At 57.0% G+C, this 20,628-nt stretch carries 18 protein-coding genes; 9 read left to right on the top strand and 9 right to left on the bottom strand.

Translation table 11 applies throughout. The features are described 5' to 3' along the window. Positions 1-60: 60 nt before the first annotated feature. From B5F76_RS11145 to B5F76_RS11110, 8 genes are all read right to left on the bottom strand, one after another. Positions 61-1,140, bottom strand: coding sequence for an asparaginase (locus B5F76_RS11145; protein WP_087354559.1), 1,080 nt, complete (start codon positions 1,138-1,140; stop codon positions 61-63). A 9-nt stretch (positions 1,141-1,149) separates the two neighbouring features. Beyond that, on the bottom strand, positions 1,150-1,434 hold the full coding sequence (xseB, locus tag B5F76_RS11140) for an exodeoxyribonuclease VII small subunit (protein ID WP_087354557.1): 285 nt from the start codon (positions 1,432-1,434) through the stop codon (positions 1,150-1,152). A 318-nt stretch (positions 1,435-1,752) separates the two neighbouring features. Further along, positions 1,753-2,859 carry a Fic family protein gene (locus B5F76_RS11135; RefSeq protein WP_087354555.1) on the bottom strand — a complete coding sequence of 369 codons (1,107 nt, stop codon included), beginning with the start codon at positions 2,857-2,859 and terminating at the stop codon, positions 1,753-1,755. 589 nt (positions 2,860-3,448) lie between these two features. Further along, positions 3,449-5,368, bottom strand: a complete 1,920-nt coding sequence (gene bioF, locus B5F76_RS11130) for an 8-amino-7-oxononanoate synthase (RefSeq protein ID WP_087354585.1) — start codon at positions 5,366-5,368, stop codon at positions 3,449-3,451. Between the two features lie 93 nt (positions 5,369-5,461). Continuing rightward, positions 5,462-6,991 carry an exodeoxyribonuclease VII large subunit gene (gene xseA, locus B5F76_RS11125; RefSeq protein WP_087354553.1) on the bottom strand — a complete coding sequence of 510 codons (1,530 nt, stop codon included), beginning with the start codon at positions 6,989-6,991 and terminating at the stop codon, positions 5,462-5,464. Then, complete coding sequence (locus B5F76_RS11120) at positions 6,970-8,700, bottom strand: proline--tRNA ligase (protein WP_087354551.1); 1,731 nt, start codon at positions 8,698-8,700, stop codon at positions 6,970-6,972. The genes xseA and B5F76_RS11120 overlap by 22 nt, the downstream gene beginning before the upstream one ends. A gap of 27 nt (positions 8,701-8,727) precedes the next feature. Beyond that, on the bottom strand, positions 8,728-9,795 hold the full coding sequence (gene ispG / locus B5F76_RS11115; protein WP_087354549.1) for a flavodoxin-dependent (E)-4-hydroxy-3-methylbut-2-enyl-diphosphate synthase: 1,068 nt from the start codon (positions 9,793-9,795) through the stop codon (positions 8,728-8,730). Between the two features lie 116 nt (positions 9,796-9,911). Beyond that, on the bottom strand, positions 9,912-11,033 hold the full coding sequence (locus B5F76_RS11110) for a hypothetical protein (protein WP_087354547.1): 1,122 nt from the start codon (positions 11,031-11,033) through the stop codon (positions 9,912-9,914). A gap of 470 nt (positions 11,034-11,503) precedes the next feature. Here B5F76_RS11110 and rpmB point away from each other — a divergent pair, with 470 nt between their 5' ends. Together rpmB and B5F76_RS11100 are read left to right on the top strand one after the other, a co-directional pair. Continuing rightward, the gene (gene rpmB, locus B5F76_RS11105) at positions 11,504-11,707 is read left to right on the top strand and encodes a 50S ribosomal protein L28 (protein WP_087354545.1); all 204 of its coding nucleotides are present in this window, start codon (positions 11,504-11,506) and stop codon (positions 11,705-11,707) included. Between the two features lie 132 nt (positions 11,708-11,839). Then, positions 11,840-12,760 carry a rhomboid family intramembrane serine protease gene (locus tag B5F76_RS11100; RefSeq protein WP_087354543.1) on the top strand — a complete coding sequence of 307 codons (921 nt, stop codon included), beginning with the start codon at positions 11,840-11,842 and terminating at the stop codon, positions 12,758-12,760. Positions 12,761-12,860: 100 nt separating this feature from the next. Here the strand turns inward: B5F76_RS11100 and B5F76_RS11095 are convergent, their stop codons facing one another. Continuing rightward, on the bottom strand, positions 12,861-14,204 hold the full coding sequence (locus B5F76_RS11095; RefSeq protein ID WP_087354541.1) for a UDP-glucose dehydrogenase family protein: 1,344 nt from the start codon (positions 14,202-14,204) through the stop codon (positions 12,861-12,863). 256 nt (positions 14,205-14,460) lie between these two features. On the opposite strand from B5F76_RS11095, the gene acpS reads away from it, so the two are divergent. From acpS to B5F76_RS11060, 7 genes are all read left to right on the top strand, one after another. Then, positions 14,461-14,832 carry a holo-ACP synthase gene (gene acpS, locus B5F76_RS11090; protein WP_087354539.1) on the top strand — a complete coding sequence of 124 codons (372 nt, stop codon included), beginning with the start codon at positions 14,461-14,463 and terminating at the stop codon, positions 14,830-14,832. Between the two features lie 59 nt (positions 14,833-14,891). Beyond that, a complete protein-coding gene (locus B5F76_RS11085; RefSeq protein WP_239407038.1) occupies positions 14,892-16,535 on the top strand; it encodes an NAD(P)H-hydrate dehydratase in 1,644 nt (547 codons plus the stop codon). Between the two features lies 1 nt (position 16,536). Continuing rightward, positions 16,537-17,073 carry a tRNA (adenosine(37)-N6)-threonylcarbamoyltransferase complex ATPase subunit type 1 TsaE gene (gene tsaE, locus B5F76_RS11080; RefSeq protein WP_087354537.1) on the top strand — a complete coding sequence of 179 codons (537 nt, stop codon included), beginning with the start codon at positions 16,537-16,539 and terminating at the stop codon, positions 17,071-17,073. Between the two features lie 122 nt (positions 17,074-17,195). After that, entirely contained in the window at positions 17,196-17,411 is a 216-nt protein-coding gene (locus B5F76_RS14935) for a hypothetical protein (RefSeq protein ID WP_162608819.1), read from the top strand. Continuing rightward, positions 17,411-18,634 carry an aspartate kinase gene (locus tag B5F76_RS11075; protein WP_087354535.1) on the top strand — a complete coding sequence of 408 codons (1,224 nt, stop codon included), beginning with the start codon at positions 17,411-17,413 and terminating at the stop codon, positions 18,632-18,634. The genes B5F76_RS14935 and B5F76_RS11075 overlap by 1 nt, the downstream gene beginning before the upstream one ends. A gap of 85 nt (positions 18,635-18,719) precedes the next feature. Next, positions 18,720-19,100 (top strand): RidA family protein, encoded by a 381-nt coding sequence (locus tag B5F76_RS11070; protein WP_087354533.1) that lies wholly within the window; start codon positions 18,720-18,722, stop codon positions 19,098-19,100. A gap of 402 nt (positions 19,101-19,502) precedes the next feature. Continuing rightward, a complete protein-coding gene (locus tag B5F76_RS11060; protein WP_162608818.1) occupies positions 19,503-19,892 on the top strand; it encodes an IS66 family transposase in 390 nt (129 codons plus the stop codon). Positions 19,893-20,628 lie beyond the last annotated feature (736 nt).

The raw sequence follows: 20,628 nt of genomic DNA, 5'->3' as shown, positions 1-20,628 counted from the left end.
CCTTTCGACCTCCAGGGGAAACGGGCAAAACACCCTTTCCCGAAATTTGCTCGGGGTATGCTACACTCTTTTTGCTGCGTTGTCTTGCATGGCACTGGCATTGGTGCCCGGGAGTGTTGGGCGATTGAGCTGCCCCTTCCCCGGACAAAACAGTATGTCGTGGTTCACGGCCCTGTAGAAAAGCTCCCTGCGCTCTTCCATACCCATGCCCCTGCAGCCCAAAAGCCACATGAGTTTGGTGATGACAGCTTCGAGGGTCATGTCGCAGGCCTCAAGCAAATGGCCTTCGCTCTGGGCAAGCCTCCCCACCTCGTAGACTGTCATGTCGCTGCCTTCTCTTGGCACCTGCGTTGCCATGACCACCAGCCTGTCGCACCCATGTTCGTGCATGAGCTTTTGAAAGGTGGGAAGAAGGGGAGCTGGCAGGCCGCCAACACCGAAACTCTCAAGGACTATGCCCTCATAGCGCTCAAAGACAAAGGTGAGGATATCCGGGGAAAGGCCCGGGGTGAGCTTCAGCACGCAAACGCGCTCGCACAGATCGTGAAAAAAGCGAACATCTGCTTCTGGCCTTGCCTCCTCGAAGTAGCGCACGACCATCCCGTCCTGCACCACTGCCGGATAGGGAAAGTTGAGGCTTGAAAAGGCGTTGTAGCTCTTGGTGCGCTCCTTCCTGGCCCTGGTGCCAACAATGACCTTCCCGCCAAAGACTATGCTTACCCCGCGCGAGCCCTCGTGCACTGCGTAGCGAAAGCTGTCCTCAAGATTGGTCCTTGCATCGGTCACATCAAGATTGATGGGCTTTTGCGAGCCAGTGAGCACAATGGGCTTGTCCGCGTTCTGGACCATGTAGGAGAGCGCGGAAGCTGTGTAGGCCAGCGTGTCCGTTCCGTGGCACAGCACAAAGCCGTCGTACTCGTGGTAGTGATCCTCGATTGCGCGCACCATGAGCTGCCAGTGGCTGGGCGTTATGTTGGTCGAATCGATGGCGCAGACCTGGAGGGTCTCCACCTCGCACAATGCGGAAAGAGCAGGCACATAGCTGAGCAGGGTGGCCGTATCAAGGCCAGGGGAAAGACCGTTTTCCCCCTGTACGGAGGCTATGGTGCCTCCGGTGCCGAGCAGAAGTATCTTCTTCATTGCCGCAGCCTAGAATTTTACCTCGTCCTGGGCGCCGGCATTGAGAAAGTCGTCCGCCTTCAGGATTTCGCCATTGAGAAGCTCAATCTCGTTGCGCACGTTTTCAAGGCGCTCGCGGCAGAACTTGAGGCACGAGCTGGCCTCCTTGTAGAGCCTGGCACCCGTCTCAAGGTCCACGTCTCCCTGTTCCAGAAGCTGGACAATCTTCCTTGCCCGATCAAGCCTTTCCGCAAAGGAAGGGGTGGAGGATGGGGTGTCGTTGCCCTGCGTCTCGGCCGCGTTCGTCTCGCTCATGCTGTACTCCCTGGATTTTTCCTGTGTAGAATTTGTCCCGCAGCACGGATTTTGCCAGGCGCAACGCGAAGGTCTGTCCTGAAAAACCACAACGAATGCAGCAGGAAAGTCGAGAAATAGCCCCGATTGTGCCTGTTGGCAAGAGAAGTGCAAGGCCTTGATTCTTCAGTAGATCTGAATACATCGGCTATGCGGAAAGGTTCGCGTATTGAGAGATAGATGTCGTCTGACATGGATTGCCAACAAGATGGTATCTTGGGCCTACACCAGAATATCCACCGATATCTACCCCTCTCTGCGCATTACAATCTTCAGTCGCTATTCATCAGATGTCTGAGTAAGAACATAGGATGTGGAACGTCCGCCGGCTTCACCCTGTTTCAGAATATTGTACTCAACCATTTCCTTGATATCGCGCAAAGCAGTATCAGAAGAGCATTTTGCAAGTTTTGCGTATTTACTGCTTGTGAGTTTCCCTTCAAAATTATCGAGCAGGCGCACAAGCACTTTGCGCTGACGATCATTAAGGGGATATTCTACAGCATGTTTCCAAACATGCGCCCTGACCAAGACCTGTTCCAGAGTCTTTTCTGATGCTTCTATAGACCGTTCAAAACATCCAATAAACCATACAAGCCATTGCGTTATATCCATGCTCCCCTTTCCGATTCGTTCTAAAATTTCGTAGTAGGCGTTACGCTCATGCTCAAGCTGAGCAGACATGCTGTAGAATCGCTGCGGAAGGCCATCGGCTTTTGCAAGCATATAATCAGCTATGGCACGTGCTATGCGCCCGTTTCCATCTTCAAGGGGATGTATGATAACAAACCACAGATGAGCTATTCCAGCCCGAATTATAGGATCTAAAGACAGATCTGCATTACACCATTCGATAAAACGACCTATTTCTGATTCCAAACGTTCTGCTGCAGGAGCCTCAAAATGCACTTTCTCATGACCATAATATCCAGAAACAACCTGCATTGCCCCATCTTTTTCAGTACGCCAACTGCCTATTCTTAAAGGATGACTTCCTTTTCCTGAAAAAAGCATTGTATGCCAGTGCAAAATCCGTTGCTCTGTTAAAGGAATTTCATACTTTTGTGTGGCATCAATGAGCATTTCAACCACACCTTCCACTTTTTTACTGACACAAACACTCTCAACGTGTTTGATACCAAGTCTACGAGCAAGGGAAGAACGCACTTGTCCCATATCCAGCATTTCTCCTTCAATCTCGCTCGACTTAACTACGTCAAGGGCTAACGTTTCGAATCCGGCCTCAGCACAGATATCAAACCCTAGACTTCTTAATTTGCCAACCAATAGTCCCTGCTTGTAGCGAGCTGTACCAATAATTTGGGAAAGCTGCTTGTCATCCCAGGAAAATTTAGGCCAGTCAGGCAGTTCATGTATGTACCTCATACGTACCTCCTTGTGCGAACATTCCTAAGATCTATTACGTTCGCAAACCATATTTTCCGCAAATTTTGCGGAGATTAGCTGGTCCACTTGCCGCTTGTTCGTCTATTCTAGGCCCATAATCACCGCAAATTATACGGGAAATTAAGCATCTTATTTGCCGCGTCTCCTCGCTGCTTCAAGCCTACAATCACCGCAAAAATTGCGAAGATTGGCTACTCTATTCACCGCTTGCTCATCCATTCCAATGATCATAATCACCGCTGATTTTGCGGGGATTAAGCATCCTATTTGCCGCATGTCCTCGCTACTACAAGCTTATAATCACCGAAAAAATTGCGGAGATCAACTGCTCTATTCACCGCTTGCTCATCCATTCCAAGATCATAATCACCGCAAATTATACGGGGATTAAGCATCCTATTTGCCGCGTCTCCTCGCTGCTTCAAGCCTACAATCACCGCAAAAATTACGGAGATTAGTTTATCTATTCGCCGCAAAGTCGCTTCGTGTCAAGCTTGCAACCACCAAAACTCTGTAGAAATTGGCAACTTAGCGCGCAAGTATCAAGCCAAAAGAAGCATACAAGAAATCATCCCCTACCTTCAAGTACTCTTGCTATCCCGTTTGCAGCCCTTGCCAGATCTTCCCGGCTGTGATCCGCGCGCACAGTGGCCCTGAGCCTTGCGCTTCCCCTGGCAACCGAGGGGTAGCGTATGGCGGATACGAGAATCCCCTGTTCGAGCAAAAGTTCGGCTGTCCTCGTTGCGCGCCGCTCGTCCCCCACGATCAGGGGCACTATGGCGCTTTCACTTGTGGCAGCAACACCCAAGCCTTTCAAAGTCGAACAGAAGAAGGCCACGTTTTCGCGAAGCCCCTGTACGCGCTTGGGTTCTCGCTCAAGGATGTCCAAGGAAGCTAAGGCAGCGGCAACGCATGCCGCCGGCAGGGCAGTCGAGAAAATGAAGCTGCGCGCCCTGTTCACAAAGTATTCCACAAGCTGTGCGTTTGCGCAGACAAATCCGCCCTCGCTGCCCAAGGCCTTGCTCAACGTTCCCACCACGATGTCGGGCCGGCATCCGCACAGTTCCGTGACTCCGTGCCCTGTTTCTCCCACTACGCCTGTGGCATGGGCCTCGTCAATCATGGACAAAAAGCCGTACGCATCCGCAATGCGGCACAACTCAGCCAGGGGTACCACGTCCCCGTCCATGCTGAACACGGAATCGCTGACAATGAGGCCCCTACGCCCGATATGCTTCCTTGCCTTTTCCTCAAGGTCTGCCATGTCGTTGTGGCGATAGACTACCACCTCCGCCCTGCTCTGGCGGCAGCCATCGATGATGCTCGCGTGGTTCAGCTCGTCGCTGAAGATGACGTCCCCGCGCCCGCAAAGGGCCGTTATGACACCCACGTTAGCCATATAGCCTGTGTTGAAGAGAAGTGCAGCCTCCGTCTTCTTGAAGGCTGCCAGGCGCGCCTCAAGCTCGCCGTGCAAGGTCATGCTGCCGGTAGTAAGGCGTGAACCGCCACTGCCGGTGCCCCACTGCAAAAGTGCCCTTGCCGCGCGCTCCTTGACCTCTGGATGGTTTGCAAGACCAAGATAGTCGTTGGAGGCCATGAGGAGCACTTTTCTGCCAGCAAACTCTACCCTGGGGCCGGCTCCTGACTGCATGTCCCGTACAGATCGTGCAAGCCCCCTTTCCCGGATTTCGGAAAGCCCCCTTGCAAGAAAGGCCCACTTGTCCGTGGGCTGCTGGCTCTTTGCACTGACCCCTGGCTTTTCTGGCAGATCCTCCACAAGGACAGGTTTGCGTTCTATGAACTCAAGGGTTGCGGAAAGCTCTTCCCTTGGCCCGCGGTAGAGGAAGATGCGGCCTCCTTCTGGTGATCCCATCTCCTTCATGCGCAGGATGCGCACGTAGCCAAGGCTTTTGGACGCCACATAGCCAGTTACGTAGTCGGGATCGTCGGAAATGCAGATTTCCGCCACAATGTGGGGCGCGTTGGCCACCTTGGTGGCAAGCACCAGGGCTTCTGCGTAGTGGTTCTTTGTGGTCCCTTTTTGCGTGTTTTCGGCCCTGCCCATGTTGGTTGCGCGCACACCCCGCTCCCTGTCTGGCTCAAGGCGTTCGAGCGTGTCCGCGTCAAGAACCATGGCCCCGCGAAGCTGACCAGCCTTTGGCATGAGGCGCACGACAGCGTCCGGGTCCGCCACTCCGGCCTTTTTCAAAAGGTCGCGGGCAAGCTCCAGGCCCTCTTTCGCAGTCTCGCAGGCAAGGCTGCGTACAGGAAGAGCCTTCAGGCGCAGGCAGGAGGCTTCCTCGACCTCCTCCACCTTGATGTTGATGAAGTCGGGCACACCCTTGCTGTGGTTTTGGGCGCGCAGGACCAGATCCCTTGCGAGTTCCGGCACGGCACTTGCCGCAACCATGTGTTCGGCTCCGGAAATGTGTTCCCGTACTCCGTCCCTTTCGCGACTTGCGCGCATCTTGACGCTGAAGAAATTCACCCCTTGCTCCCCCTGCAAAAAACCGGACACAAGAAAAGAGCTGGAGCGTACAATGCCCCGGCCCTTCTCATACTCTGTCTGCGGCACAACATCCTATTGTGTATCCTGCACAACGGCCTCGATACTGCCGTCTGCAACCTGCATGCTTACCTTCTCTCCCCTCTTCACATCGCGCACAGAGCGTACAAGGCGCCCTTCCTCGTCTCGTATCAGGGCAAAGCCCCTCTGCAGGGGCACAAGCGGGTTTGCAGCCTCAAGACGCACGGACAGATTCTCCACACTGTTTTCCATGCCCCGCACAAAGGACAATCCTGCCCGCTCAAGCGCAGCAGCGCAAAAATCAAGCTGACCTTCCTTGCGATCTAGGTGGTAGTTTGCGCGGCGCGCTATCCTCTGTGCCAATATGTCCACATTGGCTCTTTCCCTTTCGAGAAGCAGATCCATGGCCCTGGCAGCCCTGTCTCCCAGCTCCCACACATCCTGTTCGCTTTCGCGCATCATGCGGGAAGCTGCCCTGTAAAGCCTTTCCTCCAAATCTGCGATGTCCATCAGTCCCCGCAGATAGCGCCTTTCGGGGCTTAAGGTCCGCAGCATCTTCTCCGTCTGGGAAAGCTCGCGCTCGTGGCTCGCAAGATGATTTGCCATGGCCCTTTTGGCGCGGGCAAGCATCGCGTCGAGCTCTGCTTGTATGTCCGCCCTTGGCGTAAGCAGCATCTGGGCTGCCTTGGTGGGCGTAGACGCACTCACGTCCGCGGTGAAGTCTGCAAGGCTCATGTCCACTTCGTGGCCTATGCCAGTCAGAACAGGCACAGGACACTCGAAAATGGCCTTTGCGAGGGATTCGTCGTTGAAGCAGGAAAGGTCCTCTTCCGAACCGCCGCCGCGGATGATCACAACCACCTGGTTGTCCGGATTTTTCCCTGCTGCCACCACGGCAGCCGCTATCTCTGCGCCTGCGTCGTCTCCCTGCACACGAACAGGGTAGAGTTTTATGTGCAGGCCAAGGCCACGGTCCTGCGCGTTGCGCAAAAAGTCGTGGATAACGGCTCCTGTCGGCGAGGTCACAAGCGCTATCTGTCTCGGGTTCACCGGCAGGGGGCGCTTGCGTTCCTCCGCAAAGTAGCCAAGGCGTGCCAGCTTGTCGCGCACCTTGCGAAAGAGCGCCATCCTGTCGCCTGCGCCACAGTCCGTGACGCTGCGCACAGTAAGCTGATAGAGGCTCTGGCCCCTGCGGGTGTAGGTGCCGAGCACACCCTCGCAGATGACCTTGCGCTCGTTGACAAGAACATCCCCTATCTCCCTTGGCGGCGAGAAGATCTCGCCCGTGTGCCTGTCGCAGGAAAGGAGCTGTTCCAAAGACCGCCCGAAGGAGACGCAGCTTAGGGCCTCGTCTCCCTCGTGCAGATTGAAAAAGACCATGGCGCGACCGCCCCCATAGCTGGACACCCGAAGAGACCCAATCTCGCCGCGCACGAGCACAAGCCCGTGCACGCCCACATTGTCGCTGATCGTGCGCTGCACAGCCCTGTTGAGCTGCATCACACTGTAGACAAGCTGCTGAGCCATTGTTCCCTCGGGAAAGCGGTCTGCCACGAGAATGCTTACGGTCTGCGGTTCTTCCACATGGCAAGAACAGAATCCACAAAGGACGCAAGCCCTGCCTCAAGGTCGGTTATGGCTATCTCGCCGCGCGAGCCGTCCAAGCGGTTCCTGGTCTCTGCCACGCCGCGGGCAACACCCTTGCCGCCCAGGATGATCTGTATGGGGCAGCCCACAAGATCCGCATCCTTGAACTTGACGCCGGGGCGTTCCTCGCGATCGTCGTAAAGGACCTCGCCGCTGACCTTTTCTAGGATGTCGCAGGCCTTTTTTGCAAGCTCAGTCACCTGTTCGTTTGCGGGATCGAGGTTGATGACCTCTGCCACAAAGGGTGCAATGGCAGGCGGGAAGATGATGCCGTTGTCGTCGTGGTTCTGTTCGATGGCAGCAGCCAGCACGCGGGAGACGCCAATGCCGTAGCAGCCCATGACCATGAGCTGCTCCTTGCCTGCCTCGTCCAGATAGGTGCAGTGCATGGCAGAGGAGTACTTGCAGCCAAGCTTGAAGATGTGGCCCACCTCGATGCCTCGGGTAAGCTCAATGGCGCCTTGGCAGCGCGGGCAGCAGTCGCCGGGGGTTATGGTGCGCAGATCGCCAAAGGCAGTGACCTTGCAGTCGCGGAAAAGATCCACGTGGCGCAGATGGGCATCGCCCTTGTTGGCGCCAACCACGTAGTCCGTAGCGGAGACAAGCTCGTTGTCCGCATAGATTGGCACCTCAAGGCCCACCGGGCCGGCAAAGCCCACGGGTGCGCCTGTCACCTTCTCGACAGTTTCGGGTCCTGCCAGCTCCACTTCCTGAGCGTTCAGAAGGTTCTTCACCTTCACATCGTTGACCTCGCGATCCCCGCGCACAAGCACTGCCACGGGCTTGCCGTCCACAACGAAGATCATGGTCTTCACGATGTTTTTGGGCTCAAGGCCAAGGAGAGCGCAGACCTCTTCCACCGTGTGGGCATTGGGGGTTGCAACCTCTTCCATGGCAGCGCAGGCATCCTCGCACTTTGCGCCGTTGAAGCGTATTTCCGCGCGCTCGATGTTGGCCGCGTAGTCGCAGACCGTGCAGGAAGCTATGGTGTCCTCGCCTGCGTCTGCAAGGACGTGGAACTCGTGGGAGAAGTTGCCGCCAATGGAGCCGGAGTCCGCCTCCACAGCGCGAAAGCGCAGGCCAAGGCGGGAGAAGATGCTGTTGTAGGCCTTCTTGCAGACCATGTAGGAGGCTTCTGCTCCGGCATCGTCCAGGTCAAAGCTGTAGCCGTCCTTCATGATGAATTCGCGGCCGCGCATGAGGCCGAAGCGGGGGCGGATCTCGTCGCGGAACTTTGTCTGAATCTGGAACAGGCGCGTGGGCAGCTGCCTGTAGGAGCGGACCTCGCCGCGCACAAGGTCGGTGATGACTTCCTCGTGCGTGGGGCCAAGGCAGTAGTCGCGATCATTGCGGTCCTTGAAGCGCAGAAGCTCCTTGCCGTAGTGCTCCCAGCGCCCGGACTCCTTCCAGAGATCCCCTGGCTGCACTGCAGGCAAGAGCAGTTCCTCGAAGCCTGCTGCCGCCATTTCCTCGCGGATGATGTTCTCGATCTTCTTTAGGGAGCGCAGGGCCAGGGGCATGTACACGTAGATGCCCGAGGTCAGCTTGCGCACCATGCCCGCGCGGACAAGCAGCTTGTGGCTGATGACTTCGGCGTCTGCCGGAGATTCCTTGAGAGTGGGGATATAGCTGGAGCGAAAACGCATTGTGTGTTTCCTTGACCTTTGCTGGTCTTATGCCTGCTCTGTTTCGGCAAGCAGTTTTTGCAGTTCTTCCATGAAGGCCGCAAGCAGGGCGTCCTGGCCCTTTACGGAGCGGACGATCTCGCCCTTGCGGAAAATAATGCCCCTGTCACGCCCGCCGGCAAGGCCGATGTCGGCTTCCCTGGCTTCGCCTGGGCCGTTCACAACGCAGCCCATGACGGCCACGCGTATATTGGCCCTGCAGCCTTTCAGCCTCTCGCTCACGGCCTTTTCCATGCCGATGAGGTCGATTTCCGTGCGCCCGCAGGTGGGACAGGAAATAATCTCTGGACCATAATAACGCAAGCCCAGGCAGCGCAGAAGCTCCCAGGCCACGTCGATTTCCTCAACCGGATCCGCAGTAAGGGAAACGCGTATGGTGTCGCCAATGCCCTCGAACAAAAGGATGCCAAGGCCTGCAGCGCTCTTGACTGTGCCGCGCATGAGAGAGCCTGCCTCCGTAACCCCCAGGTGCAGGGGATAGGGCACAAGCCTTGCGAGCTCGCGGTAGCAGGCCACAGTGTCGAGGACAGAGGAGGACTTGACCGAAACAACAATCTGGTCGAGGCCGTACTTTTCCACCATGCGCACGTGATTGACTGCGCTTTCGGCCATGGCCCTTGGCACTGGCCCTCCGTAGCGCTCAAGCAGCTCCTTTTCCACGGATCCGGAATTGACGCCCACGCGAATTGCTGCCCCGTTGGCCTTAGCAGCCCGCACCACGCGCTCCACTCGCGACTCGTCGCCTATGTTGCCGGGATTGATGCGCAGGCCTTCGAAGCCTGCCTCAATGGCACGCACGGCAAGGCGCCAGTCAAAGTGTATGTCGGCAATGAGGGGAACCGGGGATTTGTCGTGCAGCTCGCGCAAAACATCTGCTGCCCTGTCGTCGGGAACAGCTACGCGCACGGCCTCGCAGCCGCGTTCCACAAGACGCCCGATCTGGCCCAGGGTAGCCTCCACATTGCGGGTGTCGGTATTGGTCATGCTCTGCACCATGACCGGATTGCCGCCACCTATCTTCAGGGGGCCAAGGCGCACAACGTGCTTGCTTGCCATGCAGAATCTCCTTGAAAATCCGGGATACAAGGTTGTTGGGGATACGCAAGGGCCTTATACGGGATCCGGCCCGTGTTCTCAAGATGAGCATCCGTCCCTCGGGATTCCAGCATTGCTCACTCGTCGGCATTCCTGCCGTCGTCGAGCTTGAGCACATCCACACCGCGCACGTACTTGAGCAGCCGTGGCCTGTTGACGCTCTTTTGCAGGGATCTGATGATGGTGGCCATCCGTCTGGTATTGTCGAGCACGGCGTTGAGGTGGCGCGAAAGATTGGCCATGTCTGTGCTGCGCAAAAGCTCCTCGAGCTCGTCTGACTGCATTTTTGCACGCATGTTGCCATCATTTTCGGCACTCAGCTGCTTTGCCAGCACAATGGCCCTGGACCTGTTCTTCTCCGCCATCTGCACAAGCTCGCCACAGAACTCGGCCTGAACGCGCATGTTGTTGAGCACATTGTTGCCGTAGTGTGCCATGGCACCGGCAGCCTTTTCCAGCGTATCGCGGGCAAGAGCCACGTGGCTGCCCACCACAAGATTGATGAGCTGTCCGCAACGGGCAAGGAAACGGTCCTCGAAGGTCTCAAAGCCGTAGTCGTGCATGGAATAGAGCATGATGAGGCCAAAGGGACTGCCGCTCGAGCGCTCGCGCACGATAAAGCACAGGCGGGAACGGTAGCCCGTCTTGTATGCTGTACAGTCAAGGGATTCCCCGCCGCGCTCAATGCCACGCAGGTTGTTGGACACAACATAGAACTCGTGCCCTCGGGCAATGGTGCGCATGACAGGATGCCTGAGAAAGCTTTCCTCTATGCTGTGCGCTGCCAGGGGAACGGCTCCACCGAGGGGGCTGTCGGCCGCAGTGATCAGCCAGTTCTTCTGCTCGTCGCGCATCCTGCAGATATAGAGATCCGCCTTGAAGGTGCGGACCAGGATCTTTGCACTCAGCCTCAGGGCCTCGGTTGGCGGCACAAGCCTGTCCGTGATGGCCAGCAGCTCATGGCTGACTCTGAAAAAGACATCTGCATCCGTCTGCATGGACGTCACGTTGGCCAGAAGAGTGAGCAGGCATCTCCAGCTGTGCAGAACGGAATGAGGGGGAATATCCGGAACATAGCCCGAATCAAGAGCATGCTTCGCCGCGGGAAGAAGATTGATGACAGCCCGGCGATTTTCCGGTGTAGCGCGAACAAGAAGTTGGATGATGCCTTTTCTGATCTCGGCCTTTGTCTTCTGCATTGTGCAAAAACTCCCGGGGATGTGTGCGCTCCCGCGAAAAGTGGTCCCTGCCCCCTGCACGGGCACGACATGTATCGGGCTTCGGACAGGCCCCGGCCTCCCCTGCGGAGAAAAACGCGACAGGGGAACGGCGAAAGGGATGCAAGACTAGCACAGATCCTCTGGCCTGACCAGCCTTCTGTCTCTTTTTGTTCGTGAATTTTGGTACAAACAAGAGATACAGCAAACAGACACGGGCCTGTATTCCATGAATTTTTGTGAAAATCGCGTCACTTTTTGCTTGCCAAGCGGGCCATTCTCGTGTAAAGGACCCGTTCGTGCCGCAACCATCGTGCGTGGCCCCTTGTCCAATGGCCAGTCCCTTCGCACCTCAAGTCGGTACCGCCTGCGCCGCAAGTCCCGTCCAACCTTGCCGCAATGCAGGAAAATCAAGTCAATACAAGTTCTTGTATCATACTGGAGGATTTCCGATGAGCAAAGAGTGTGCTTTCTGCGGCAAGACCCCTCAGGTGGGTAACCTTGTCAGCCATTCCAATATCAAGACCAAGCGTCGCTTCAACCCCAACCTGCAGCGTGTGCGTCATCAGTTCCCCAACGGCACCGTGCAGACCGTCAGCGTGTGCACCCGTTGCCTGCGCTCCGGTTGCGTTGTGAAGCCTGTTGCCGGCCGCTAGACCGCAACCCGGGTCCTGTTTTTCATAAGGGCGTCCTTTTGGGACGCCCTTTTTCGTCTTTGAGACAAGGACAATGCCTTGCGCCACGCTTTTCCCATACGGCGTCGCAGCCCTGCCAGGATACAACTTCGCATGGCCCTGCGACCCAAGGATCATCCCAGCTTTTGGGTCTGTCTTGCCCTGGACAGGATGCCTGTTCGAGGCTGGGGAAGCGACAGGCGCCTGTACACCTGGTCCTACGTTTTGCAGGCGCTCAGGATCCCGCATTGCATAACCCAAAGGCAGGAAATCCTGGTTCCGGCACTTTTTGCCCAAAGGGCAGCAAAACACCTGACCGAATACGAGTACGAGCTTGCCCACCCCAAAAGCTCCCATGTGCCCCACGCAAATCCCTGGGCGTCCCTCGCCCTGGTCGTGGTCCTGCCATTGCTTTTAGTCTACGCGCTCTACACCACACAGGTTTTGCAGATTTCCGGTTTTCCGCACACTGTGCGCGAGGCAGGCACACTTCTTGGCCTTGACAATGTGCGCATTGTCCTCTTTGGAGAATGGTCCCGAATTGTGACTGCCCTCTTTGTGCACGCGGACCTCGGACATCTTTGCGCAAACGCGGGCTTTTCCCTTGTCTTTGCAAGGCTTCTTGCAACGCACACAGGCCCGGGCCTTGCGCTTTTTTTGACCATTTTTGCAGGGGCCATGGGCAATGCGCTGACTATCCCCCTACGGGAAGGCTACGTACTCTCCTACGGCTTTTCCACTGCGCTCTTCGCCTGCATAGGCAGTTTGAGCGGCTTTGTGGCAAGGCTCTCGCGCACTGGAGCCCTCTGGCCCCTGGCCTGTGGGGCTGCCCTGCTCGCCCTGCTTGGCACCGAAGGGGAAAACACGGACTACATGGCCCACGTGTGCGGTCTTCTTTGCGGCATGGCTTCAGGCTATGTGGCTGCATACGCTGCCAGAACCTGGCCCGTCATCCTTGGAATCGGCTGGCAGATTGCCTTAGGTGTCGCTGCACTTGCCCTGCCCCTTTGCGCCTTCTGGGCAAGGCTTTGCTAGGAGCATCCCGATTTCTGCAGACAGAGGGAGTCAAAAGAAAAACCGGAGTTCGGACCATCAGATCCGGACTCCGGTTTGCTGTATCCTGCAGGGTCTGGCCCTACTTGTTGTCTATGCGGGACTGGCCGATGCAGAAGTAGGCGTAGCCTCTCCTTGCCATTTCCTCCGGGCTGTAGAGGTTGCGGCCGTCAAAGATGATGGGAGCAGTGAGCATTTCCCTGATTCTCTCGAAATCCGGATTGCGGAACTGGTTCCATTCGGTCACGAGCAGCAGGGCCTGGGCGCCCTCGCACACCTCGTACTGCTTGTCGCAGATGGTCACAAGGGCATTGTCCTTGAAGATGCGCCTCGCGTTGTTGCCGGCAACAGGATCAAAGGCAACGATTTCCATGCCCTTGGAGGTGAGCTCGTTTATGATGTCAATGGAGGCTGCCTCGCGCATGTCGTCGGTGTTGGCCTTGAAGGCCAGGCCCCAGACAGCGAGCTTCTTGCCCTTCACACCGCCCTGGGGCGCAAAGTAGTCCTCGATGATGGTGGCCATGTGCACCTTCTGGCGCTTGTTCACAGTCTCCACTGCGTTGAGCAGGGGTGCGTCGTGGCCTGCCTCTGCGGCAGTGCGGATCAGTGCCTGCACGTCCTTGGGGAAGCAGGAGCCGCCGTAGCCCACGCCGGGGTAGATGAAGCTGTAGCCAATGCGCGAATCGGATCCAATGCCCGTGCGCACCTCGCGCACGTCGGCGCCCACCTGTTCGCAGATGGTGGCGATTTCGTTGATGAAGGAAATCTTGGTCGCCAGCATGCAGTTGGCAGCGTACTTTGTCATCTCTGCGCTTGGCGTGCTCATGAAGATGAGCTTGTCCCTGTTCCTTGCAAATGGAGCGTACAGGGCGCGCATGATGGCAGCTGTCTTTTCCGACTCAGTGCCTATGACCACGCGGTCGGGCTTCATGAAATCGTGGATGGCAGCGCCTTCCTTAAGGAACTCTGGGTTGGAGACGATGTCGAAGGGAATGTCCTTGCCGCGCTTTGCGAGCTCTTCTGCCACAACAGCGCGCACCTTCTTCGCAGTGCCCACCGGCACCGTGGACTTGTCCACGATGATGAGCTCCTGTTCCATGAGGCTGCCGATGCCCCTGGCAACGTCGAGGACGTAGTGCAGGTCTGCGGATCCGTCCTCGTCCGGGGGTGTTCCCACGCAGATGAAGGCGATCTCGGCCTTGTTTAGACCCTCGGAAAGCTCGGTCGTGAAGCTCAGCCTGCCGTCGTCGTGGGATCTCTTGACCATGGCGGCAAGGCCGGGTTCGTAGATGTGGACGATACCCTTTTTTAGGCTTTCCACAACCTTGGGGTTCACATCAACGCAAGAAACGGTATTGCCCATTTCGGCAAAGCAGGCTGCGGTGACAAGGCCAACGTAGCCGGTTCCGATAATGCATATTCTCATTTGTCTTTTCCTGTCCCCGGGAAAGCCCAAGGGCTTTGCACGGGGCCCGGTGTTGGGGTACTGCCTGCCCCAATGGGCCCCAATGCGGGCCACAGGCCCTTGGCCGGGCATGGCAGGCGAAATTGTCTGAAAAAATTTCTTTACCTGTTTTTAGCCCCTTTGACAATATTTCCGATATGCCGGAAACTGATGCGCCCACGAGCCCTGCGCCTCGTGGAAATCAGGGAAGGATTTTGGGGGAGGACAGCAGGACATCATGACAGGAATAGGCACGGATCTTGTGCGCATAGGGCGCATGGAAAAATCCCTGGCCCGCTTTGGGGAGCGCCTTGCCCAGCGTATCCTCTCCGAGGCTGAGCGCAAGCTTCTTGCGGATGGTGCCGGAAAGGCCCTTTTCCTGGCCGGCAGATGGGCTGCCAAGGAGGCCTTTGCAAAGGCCCTTGGAACCGGCTTTGCGCAGGGCATGGGGCCTTGCGACATCGAGGTTTTGCGCCTGCCCTCCGGCGCACCCTGCATCGAGCCCAAAGGCAGGGCCAGGGAGCTCTGGCTTTCTGCCGGCGCAGGCAAAATACACGTGAGCATCAGCCACGATACGGACTACGCCCTTGCCTTTGTGGTCATTGAATAGTCCTTACGTGAAATTTTTTCTGGGGCGCCGCGACAAGGGCTGCCAGCAAGGAGGAAGACATGTTCTTCAACCGAAAAAAGACGCACGAGGACGAGCCTGCAGGCTTGTCCGGCAAAAGGAACGCAGAAGAAGCAGGGGCGAAGGTCAAAAGGCAGCCCAGGATCTTTGCGCGTGACCTTGTGACAGGCCTTGAACCTGTCACCACAGTGCAGGAGATGCGCCAGTGGGACGCGTTTGCCGTGGAACTGGGGCTTTCGGGCTTTGCGCTCATGGAAAGTGCTGCCCAGGGCGCGCTCAGGGTGCTTCTCTCCCATGTGCCGGATGTGCGCGGCAAAGTCTGCCATCTTCTCATGGGTGCCGGCAACAACGGCGGGGACGCTGCCTGCCTCTCCCGCCAGCTGCTCGACCATGGAGCCTGCCCCGTTGTCTTCCACACGAAGGCTCTCGACACGTACAGCGGGGATGCAGCGCAGCATCTTGCGCTTGCCAGGGCCTGCGGGGTGGAGTTTCGGCCAGCAGAGGAATTTGACGGACACTGCGATATCCTTGTGGACGGCCTGCTTGGCACGGGCTTTTCCGGGGAGCTCAGGGAAGACGCCCTTGAGCTTGTGCAAAGGGCCAACAAGGGAAGACAGTCCTTCACCCTGGCCCTGGACATACCCTCCGGCCTTGACGCCACAAGCGGTCGCCCCTGCCCAAAGGCCATAGTCGCCAACGCCACTGCCACCTTTGCAGCTGCAAAGCCAGGCCTGATCCTTCCCTGGGCAAGGGCTTTCACCGGAAAGCTGCACACAGTCTACATAGGGACACCGAAAAAGGCGCAGGACAGGGCCGGTGCCTCCTTCAGACTGCTGCAGAAAAAGGATCTTGCGTGCCTGCCCAAACCCCTTCCCTGCGGCTACAAGAACGCCTACGGCCACGTGGTGGTTGTGGGCGGTGCGCACGGCATGAGCGGCGCAGCCCATGTGGCTGCAAGGGCTGCCCTGCGCGCAGGAGCTGGCCTTGTGACCTGCGCCTGCCCGGCTTTGGATGCGAGGGACGTGCGGCTTTCCATGCCCGAAATCATGACAAGGGCCCTTGGCGAGTCAGGGGAAGACGAGTGGAAGAAGCGCAGCCTTGGCGAGATGGGGGATCTTCTCGCAAGGTGCACGAGCCTTGTGGTTGGGCCAGGCATGGGCCGCGGCAGGGACAGCGCGGACTTTTTGCAGGCCCTGCTTTGCGAGCGTCCCTCCTGCCCCATGGTCCTCGACGCGGATGCGCTGATGCTTCTTTCTGCAAACCCGAAGCTTTTCGCGCATCTTGAAAAGGATGATGTGCTCACACCCCACCCAGGCGAGGCTGCAGCCCTGCTGGGAAGGAAAACCGAGGACATAGCTCAGGATCCCTTCGGGGCCGTGGAGGCCCTTGCGGCCCTGACTGGCTGCACCGTAGTGCTCAAGGGTGCTGCAACCCTTGTGCGCGCTCCAAACTCCCCCACCCTTGTCTACCCCAACGACATCTGCCAGCTCTCTGTTGGCGGCTCCGGCGACTGCCTTGCCGGCGTTGTGGCAAGCCTCATGGGCCAGAGCGCAGAAAGCATTGCCGCAGCGGCCCTTGGCGTTGTCTGGCACGGGGAGGCAGGGCTTAATCTGGCAGAAAAATATCCCAATCGCGGCAATCTGGCCTCCGAGATAGCGGACGCCCTGCCCGAAGCGAGGGGCTGACATGCAAGACACCACCTGCACTCTTGTGCTGCGGGGCGCGGACAAGACCGCTGCCCTTGGACGGATACTGGCCAAGGCCATGGCAAAGGCTCCCTTCTCCCTGCTCATGACAGGCGACCTTGGATGCGGAAAGACTACGCTCACCCGCGCCCTGGTAGAAGCTTTGCCTGGCGGGGAGAGGGCCGAGACCTCCTCGCCCTCCTTCACACTTTGCAACGTCTATCCGACAACGCCCCCCATCGTGCACTGCGACCTCTACCGCCAGGGTGCGGGCTCCCTTTTGCCGGACGAGGTGGCGGACATGCTCTTCGACGGCGCCCTATTGATTTGCGAGTGGTCCGAATACCTTGCGCCCGAGGACATGCCGCAGGACGCCCTTCTTCTCGGATTCGGGTTTTGTCCGGAATACGGCAACGAGGGCCGCAAGCTTGTTTTCGAGGCGCGCGGGACAAACGCGAACGCCTTTCTCGAAGCCCTTCCCGGCATCTGGGACGAGGAAGCATGCGAAAAGCCTTACGAGAAGTCTTGCAATTCTTGATGGACTGGCTGTGCAAAATCCCTGACAGGCCCAAACATTCGGCTTGCGAAATCGGGGGCTAGAGGGTATCTAACCATTTTCGGATTTCCAAACCTGGCCTGTGCCGGCCCCGCGGCCTGCGTATGTCTGATGTTCAAGGAAATCCCGGCCTTTGGGGCTTTGCGGCATGCCGGACCTCGTGCCTTGAAGCACGCGTTTGCGTCCGCTACAGCTTTCGCGCGGCTGATTTTTGGCCTTCCGGATTGCCCGGGGCCAGGGGTCAGCCTGCTACCCGAAACCAGATCAAGGAGGTGGCGCTTCCTCTCCTGCCAGCCAGGGGAGACCGCGCCGAATTTTGATGAAAATTCTTGTTCAAAAATTTGGCGGAACATCCGTTGCCAATCTGGAGTGCATGAGAAAGGTTCTGCTCAAGGTCCGCCAGGGGCTCGACAGGGGCTACAAGGTCGTCTGCGTGCTCTCTGCCCGCGCTGGCGAAACCAACAGACTCCTGGCTCTTGCCTCCGAGTGGTCGCAGACTCCGGATCTTTCCGAGTCTGACGTCCTGGTCTCCACAGGGGAGCAGGTTTCCATCGCGCTTTTCTCCATGCTGCTCAAGGACGCTGGCATCAAGGCCCGCTCCATGCTCGGCTGGCAGATTCCCATCATCACCGACACGTCCTTCGGGTCTGCCAGGATTCATGAAATCAATGCCGAGGTTCTGAAGAAGAACCTCGAGGAATACGACGTGCTCGTGGTGGCCGGCTTCCAGGGCGTGACCGAGGACGGTCGCATCACCACCCTTGGCCGCGGCGGTTCCGACACCTCTGCAGTGGCGCTCGCAGCAGTGCTCGATTCCTGCGAGTGCGAGATCTACACGGACGTGAACGGGGTCTACACAACGGATCCCAACATCTGTTCCTCGGCCCGCAAGATCGACAAGATCTCCTACGACGAGATGCTGGAAATGGCCAGCCAGGGCGCCAAGGTCCTGCACATACGCTCAGTGGAATTTGCCAAGAAATACAAAGTGCCTGTGCACGTGCGTTCTACCTTCAGCGACGACCCGGGTACACTTGTGACACAGGAGGATTCAACCATGGAAGCACTACTCGTATCCGGCATTGCCTTTGACAAGGACCAGGCCCGCGTCACCCTGCACGGGCTGCCGGACGTTCCCGGCATCGCCGCTGCCATCTTCGGCCCCCTGTCCGAGGCAGGCATTCTGGTGGACATGATCGTGCAGAACACAAGCCTCGACGGCCACACGGACATCACCTTCACGGTTTCCCGCAAGGAGCTCAAGAAGACCCTGGAGCTCATGAACGAGGTTGCCAAGAAAACCGGCGCCACGGAAGTGGCCCACGACGTCAACGTGGCCAAGATCTCCGCCATCGGCGTTGGCATGCGCAACCACAGCGGAGTGGCAGCCCGGGCCTTCTCGGCCCTGAACCGTGAGGGCATCAATATCCTCATGATCTCCACCTCCGAAATCAAGATCACCATCCTCATCGAGGAAAAGTACCTGGAACTGGCCGTGCGCATTTTGCACGATACCTTTGGCCTGGACTGGGACATCAACTAGGTCGGCAAAGACAAAGTCCCCTTTCAGCAAAAGTCACTAAAGACATGGATGTGCGAGAGGATCCCGCACACATCTGGAGCTTACAATGTCCAAGATCGAACTCGCTACCAAGAACGCCCCGTCCGCCATTGGTCCCTACAGCCAGGCCATTGAGGCCAACGGCCTGCTCTTCTGCTCCGGCCAGATAGCCATTGATCCGGCAACGGGCGCACTTGCTGAAGGAGGCGTCGAGGCACAAGCCGAACAGTGCTGCAAGAATGTAGCTGCCCTCCTCGAGGCCAGGGGGCTTTCCACTGACGCAGTGGTCAAGACCACAGTCTTCATTACCAACATGGCAGACTTTGGCAAGGTCAACGAAATCTACGCAAAGTACTTCACGGCCCCGTATCCTGCCAGATCCTGCGTGGGTGTCGCCTCCCTGCCCAAGGGCGCACTGGTTGAAGTCGAGGTGATTGCCGCTCTCTAGTCGGGAAATTTTCCCAATTTCCGCAAAGGGGGAAAACCTTTTGGTTTGCTTCCCCCTTTTTTTGTGCCCGGCTCCAACACACAAAAAAAGCATGCTATTTTTAGAAGATTGAGCTGTTCCTGGGAGTCGTCTTCACCAGAAGACACATAAGGATATGAAGGAGCAGCTCTATGGTATGTCTGAGCACAGGCGGCAGAGCATCACATTTGGCCATTTCCTCTCTACAGAGCTCAATGGTCTTTTATATGCTCTCCGAACTGTACTGCTGCATGCTGCTGCCTCCTCACGGCACGTCTATACATACTTCCCTTTGTTGACCGCAAGAGGGCGACGGGTAAAAATGGAGGCGCTCTCTGAGGGGACAAGGACCGATTTTTGACGGGCACTCATCCCCTCTCTCAGATGAACCGGGTAGTTACAAAAGGAGAAAAAGAAAGTCCTCCACCACAGACCAGACAAGCGGGAGATTATGGCAAGAAAAAGCGTGGCAGAGTGGCCAAAACAAAGGGCCGCAATCTCTGGGAGCGCTTTAAGGAGTACGAAGACGGCATCCTCGCCTTCATGACGGACCAGGCAATTCCCTTCACCAACAACCAGGCGGAGAGGGATATACGGATGACCAGGGGCCATGAGAAAGTGTCCGGTGGCTTTCGCTCGCCACAGGGCGCACTGCCAGATTTCATCAACCTCGCGGAGATACCAGGCGAACTGGTGGAAATCGTTCTGTCCAACGCTCTTCGGGAAGACGTTGAGAGTGAAAAAATTTCAGGATACAACAAACTCTCAGGCTGAACAAGCTGCGTAGTTACGATTTTTTGAAAAAAAGAAATCAGTCGAAGCCGGTCTCTTTTGATGTTGATGCGGTAGCCCGGTACCCCAACCTACCTGCTCAATGTCGGATTGAGCATTATCCAAAAATACTGCTCACGGTTCTGCGTATCATCCTGATTTCCTGTATTGTTGTAGCAAGAATCTCTTGCAATATAGAAGTATATTGGACGATCAGAAGTATTTCTTTCTGCATATTTCCGGGGAAATCATCAAAAATAAATATGATACATCTGTCATTTTTCTTGCATAAAAGTATGAAACAAAAATTTTATCATTTTTTTGTATTCTTTACGATGTCAAGATGCAGGCATGATGCGATATCAAAAATGCAGAAATTTCGCCAAAGAACAGGAACAGTGCAGTTGAAGGGAACTGGGCTTTTCTGTATGTTGCCACGGAAAGCATATCATTAGGATTCCTGCACCCGGTGGTGCCAGCACCTCCCCCTTTCCAGAAAGCCTCTGGAATCTGCTCCCAAACACCTTGTCCCAAAAAACGGAGCGGGCCCGGTGCCCGTCCCTAGCTCCTCTTCTATCTTCCCGGGGGATGGTCCCGGATGCCTCTGCAGGACCGCAAAAGCTGCCCTGCTTATCAAGCGCGCCGTAAAACCTCTTCCTTCAGGGGGAGGATATAAGGCGCCCCTAGCTTGGCAAGTTTGCCTTTAGTTGGGAGTTCTTTGGGATTCGATATACTGCTT

Source organism: Desulfovibrio sp. An276 (assembly GCF_002159665.1).
GTDB lineage: Bacteria > Desulfobacterota > Desulfovibrionia > Desulfovibrionales > Desulfovibrionaceae > Desulfovibrio > Desulfovibrio faecigallinarum.
The sequence above is the reverse complement of the archived record's forward strand: the minus strand, read 5'-3'. Positions and strand labels throughout refer to the sequence as shown.

Coding starts and splice junctions, on each gene's coding strand:
- B5F76_RS11060 (WP_162608818.1), top strand. CDS start 19,503: ATGAACCGGGTAGTTACAAAAGGAGAAAAAGAAAGTCCTCCACCACAG.
- B5F76_RS11095 (WP_087354541.1), bottom strand. CDS start 14,204: ATGAGAATATGCATTATCGGAACCGGCTACGTTGGCCTTGTCACCGCA.
- tsaE (WP_087354537.1), top strand. CDS start 16,537: ATGCAAGACACCACCTGCACTCTTGTGCTGCGGGGCGCGGACAAGACC.
- ispG (WP_087354549.1), bottom strand. CDS start 9,795: ATGGCAAGCAAGCACGTTGTGCGCCTTGGCCCCCTGAAGATAGGTGGC.
- B5F76_RS11085 (WP_239407038.1), top strand. CDS start 14,892: ATGTTCTTCAACCGAAAAAAGACGCACGAGGACGAGCCTGCAGGCTTG.
- B5F76_RS11075 (WP_087354535.1), top strand. CDS start 17,411: ATGAAAATTCTTGTTCAAAAATTTGGCGGAACATCCGTTGCCAATCTG.
- B5F76_RS11070 (WP_087354533.1), top strand. CDS start 18,720: ATGTCCAAGATCGAACTCGCTACCAAGAACGCCCCGTCCGCCATTGGT.
- B5F76_RS14935 (WP_162608819.1), top strand. CDS start 17,196: ATGTCTGATGTTCAAGGAAATCCCGGCCTTTGGGGCTTTGCGGCATGC.
- B5F76_RS11120 (WP_087354551.1), bottom strand. CDS start 8,700: ATGCGTTTTCGCTCCAGCTATATCCCCACTCTCAAGGAATCTCCGGCA.
- B5F76_RS11135 (WP_087354555.1), bottom strand. CDS start 2,859: ATGAGGTACATACATGAACTGCCTGACTGGCCTAAATTTTCCTGGGAT.
- rpmB (WP_087354545.1), top strand. CDS start 11,504: ATGAGCAAAGAGTGTGCTTTCTGCGGCAAGACCCCTCAGGTGGGTAAC.
- xseB (WP_087354557.1), bottom strand. CDS start 1,434: ATGAGCGAGACGAACGCGGCCGAGACGCAGGGCAACGACACCCCATCC.
- B5F76_RS11100 (WP_087354543.1), top strand. CDS start 11,840: ATGGCCCTGCGACCCAAGGATCATCCCAGCTTTTGGGTCTGTCTTGCC.
- acpS (WP_087354539.1), top strand. CDS start 14,461: ATGACAGGAATAGGCACGGATCTTGTGCGCATAGGGCGCATGGAAAAA.
- B5F76_RS11145 (WP_087354559.1), bottom strand. CDS start 1,140: ATGAAGAAGATACTTCTGCTCGGCACCGGAGGCACCATAGCCTCCGTA.
- B5F76_RS11110 (WP_087354547.1), bottom strand. CDS start 11,033: ATGCAGAAGACAAAGGCCGAGATCAGAAAAGGCATCATCCAACTTCTT.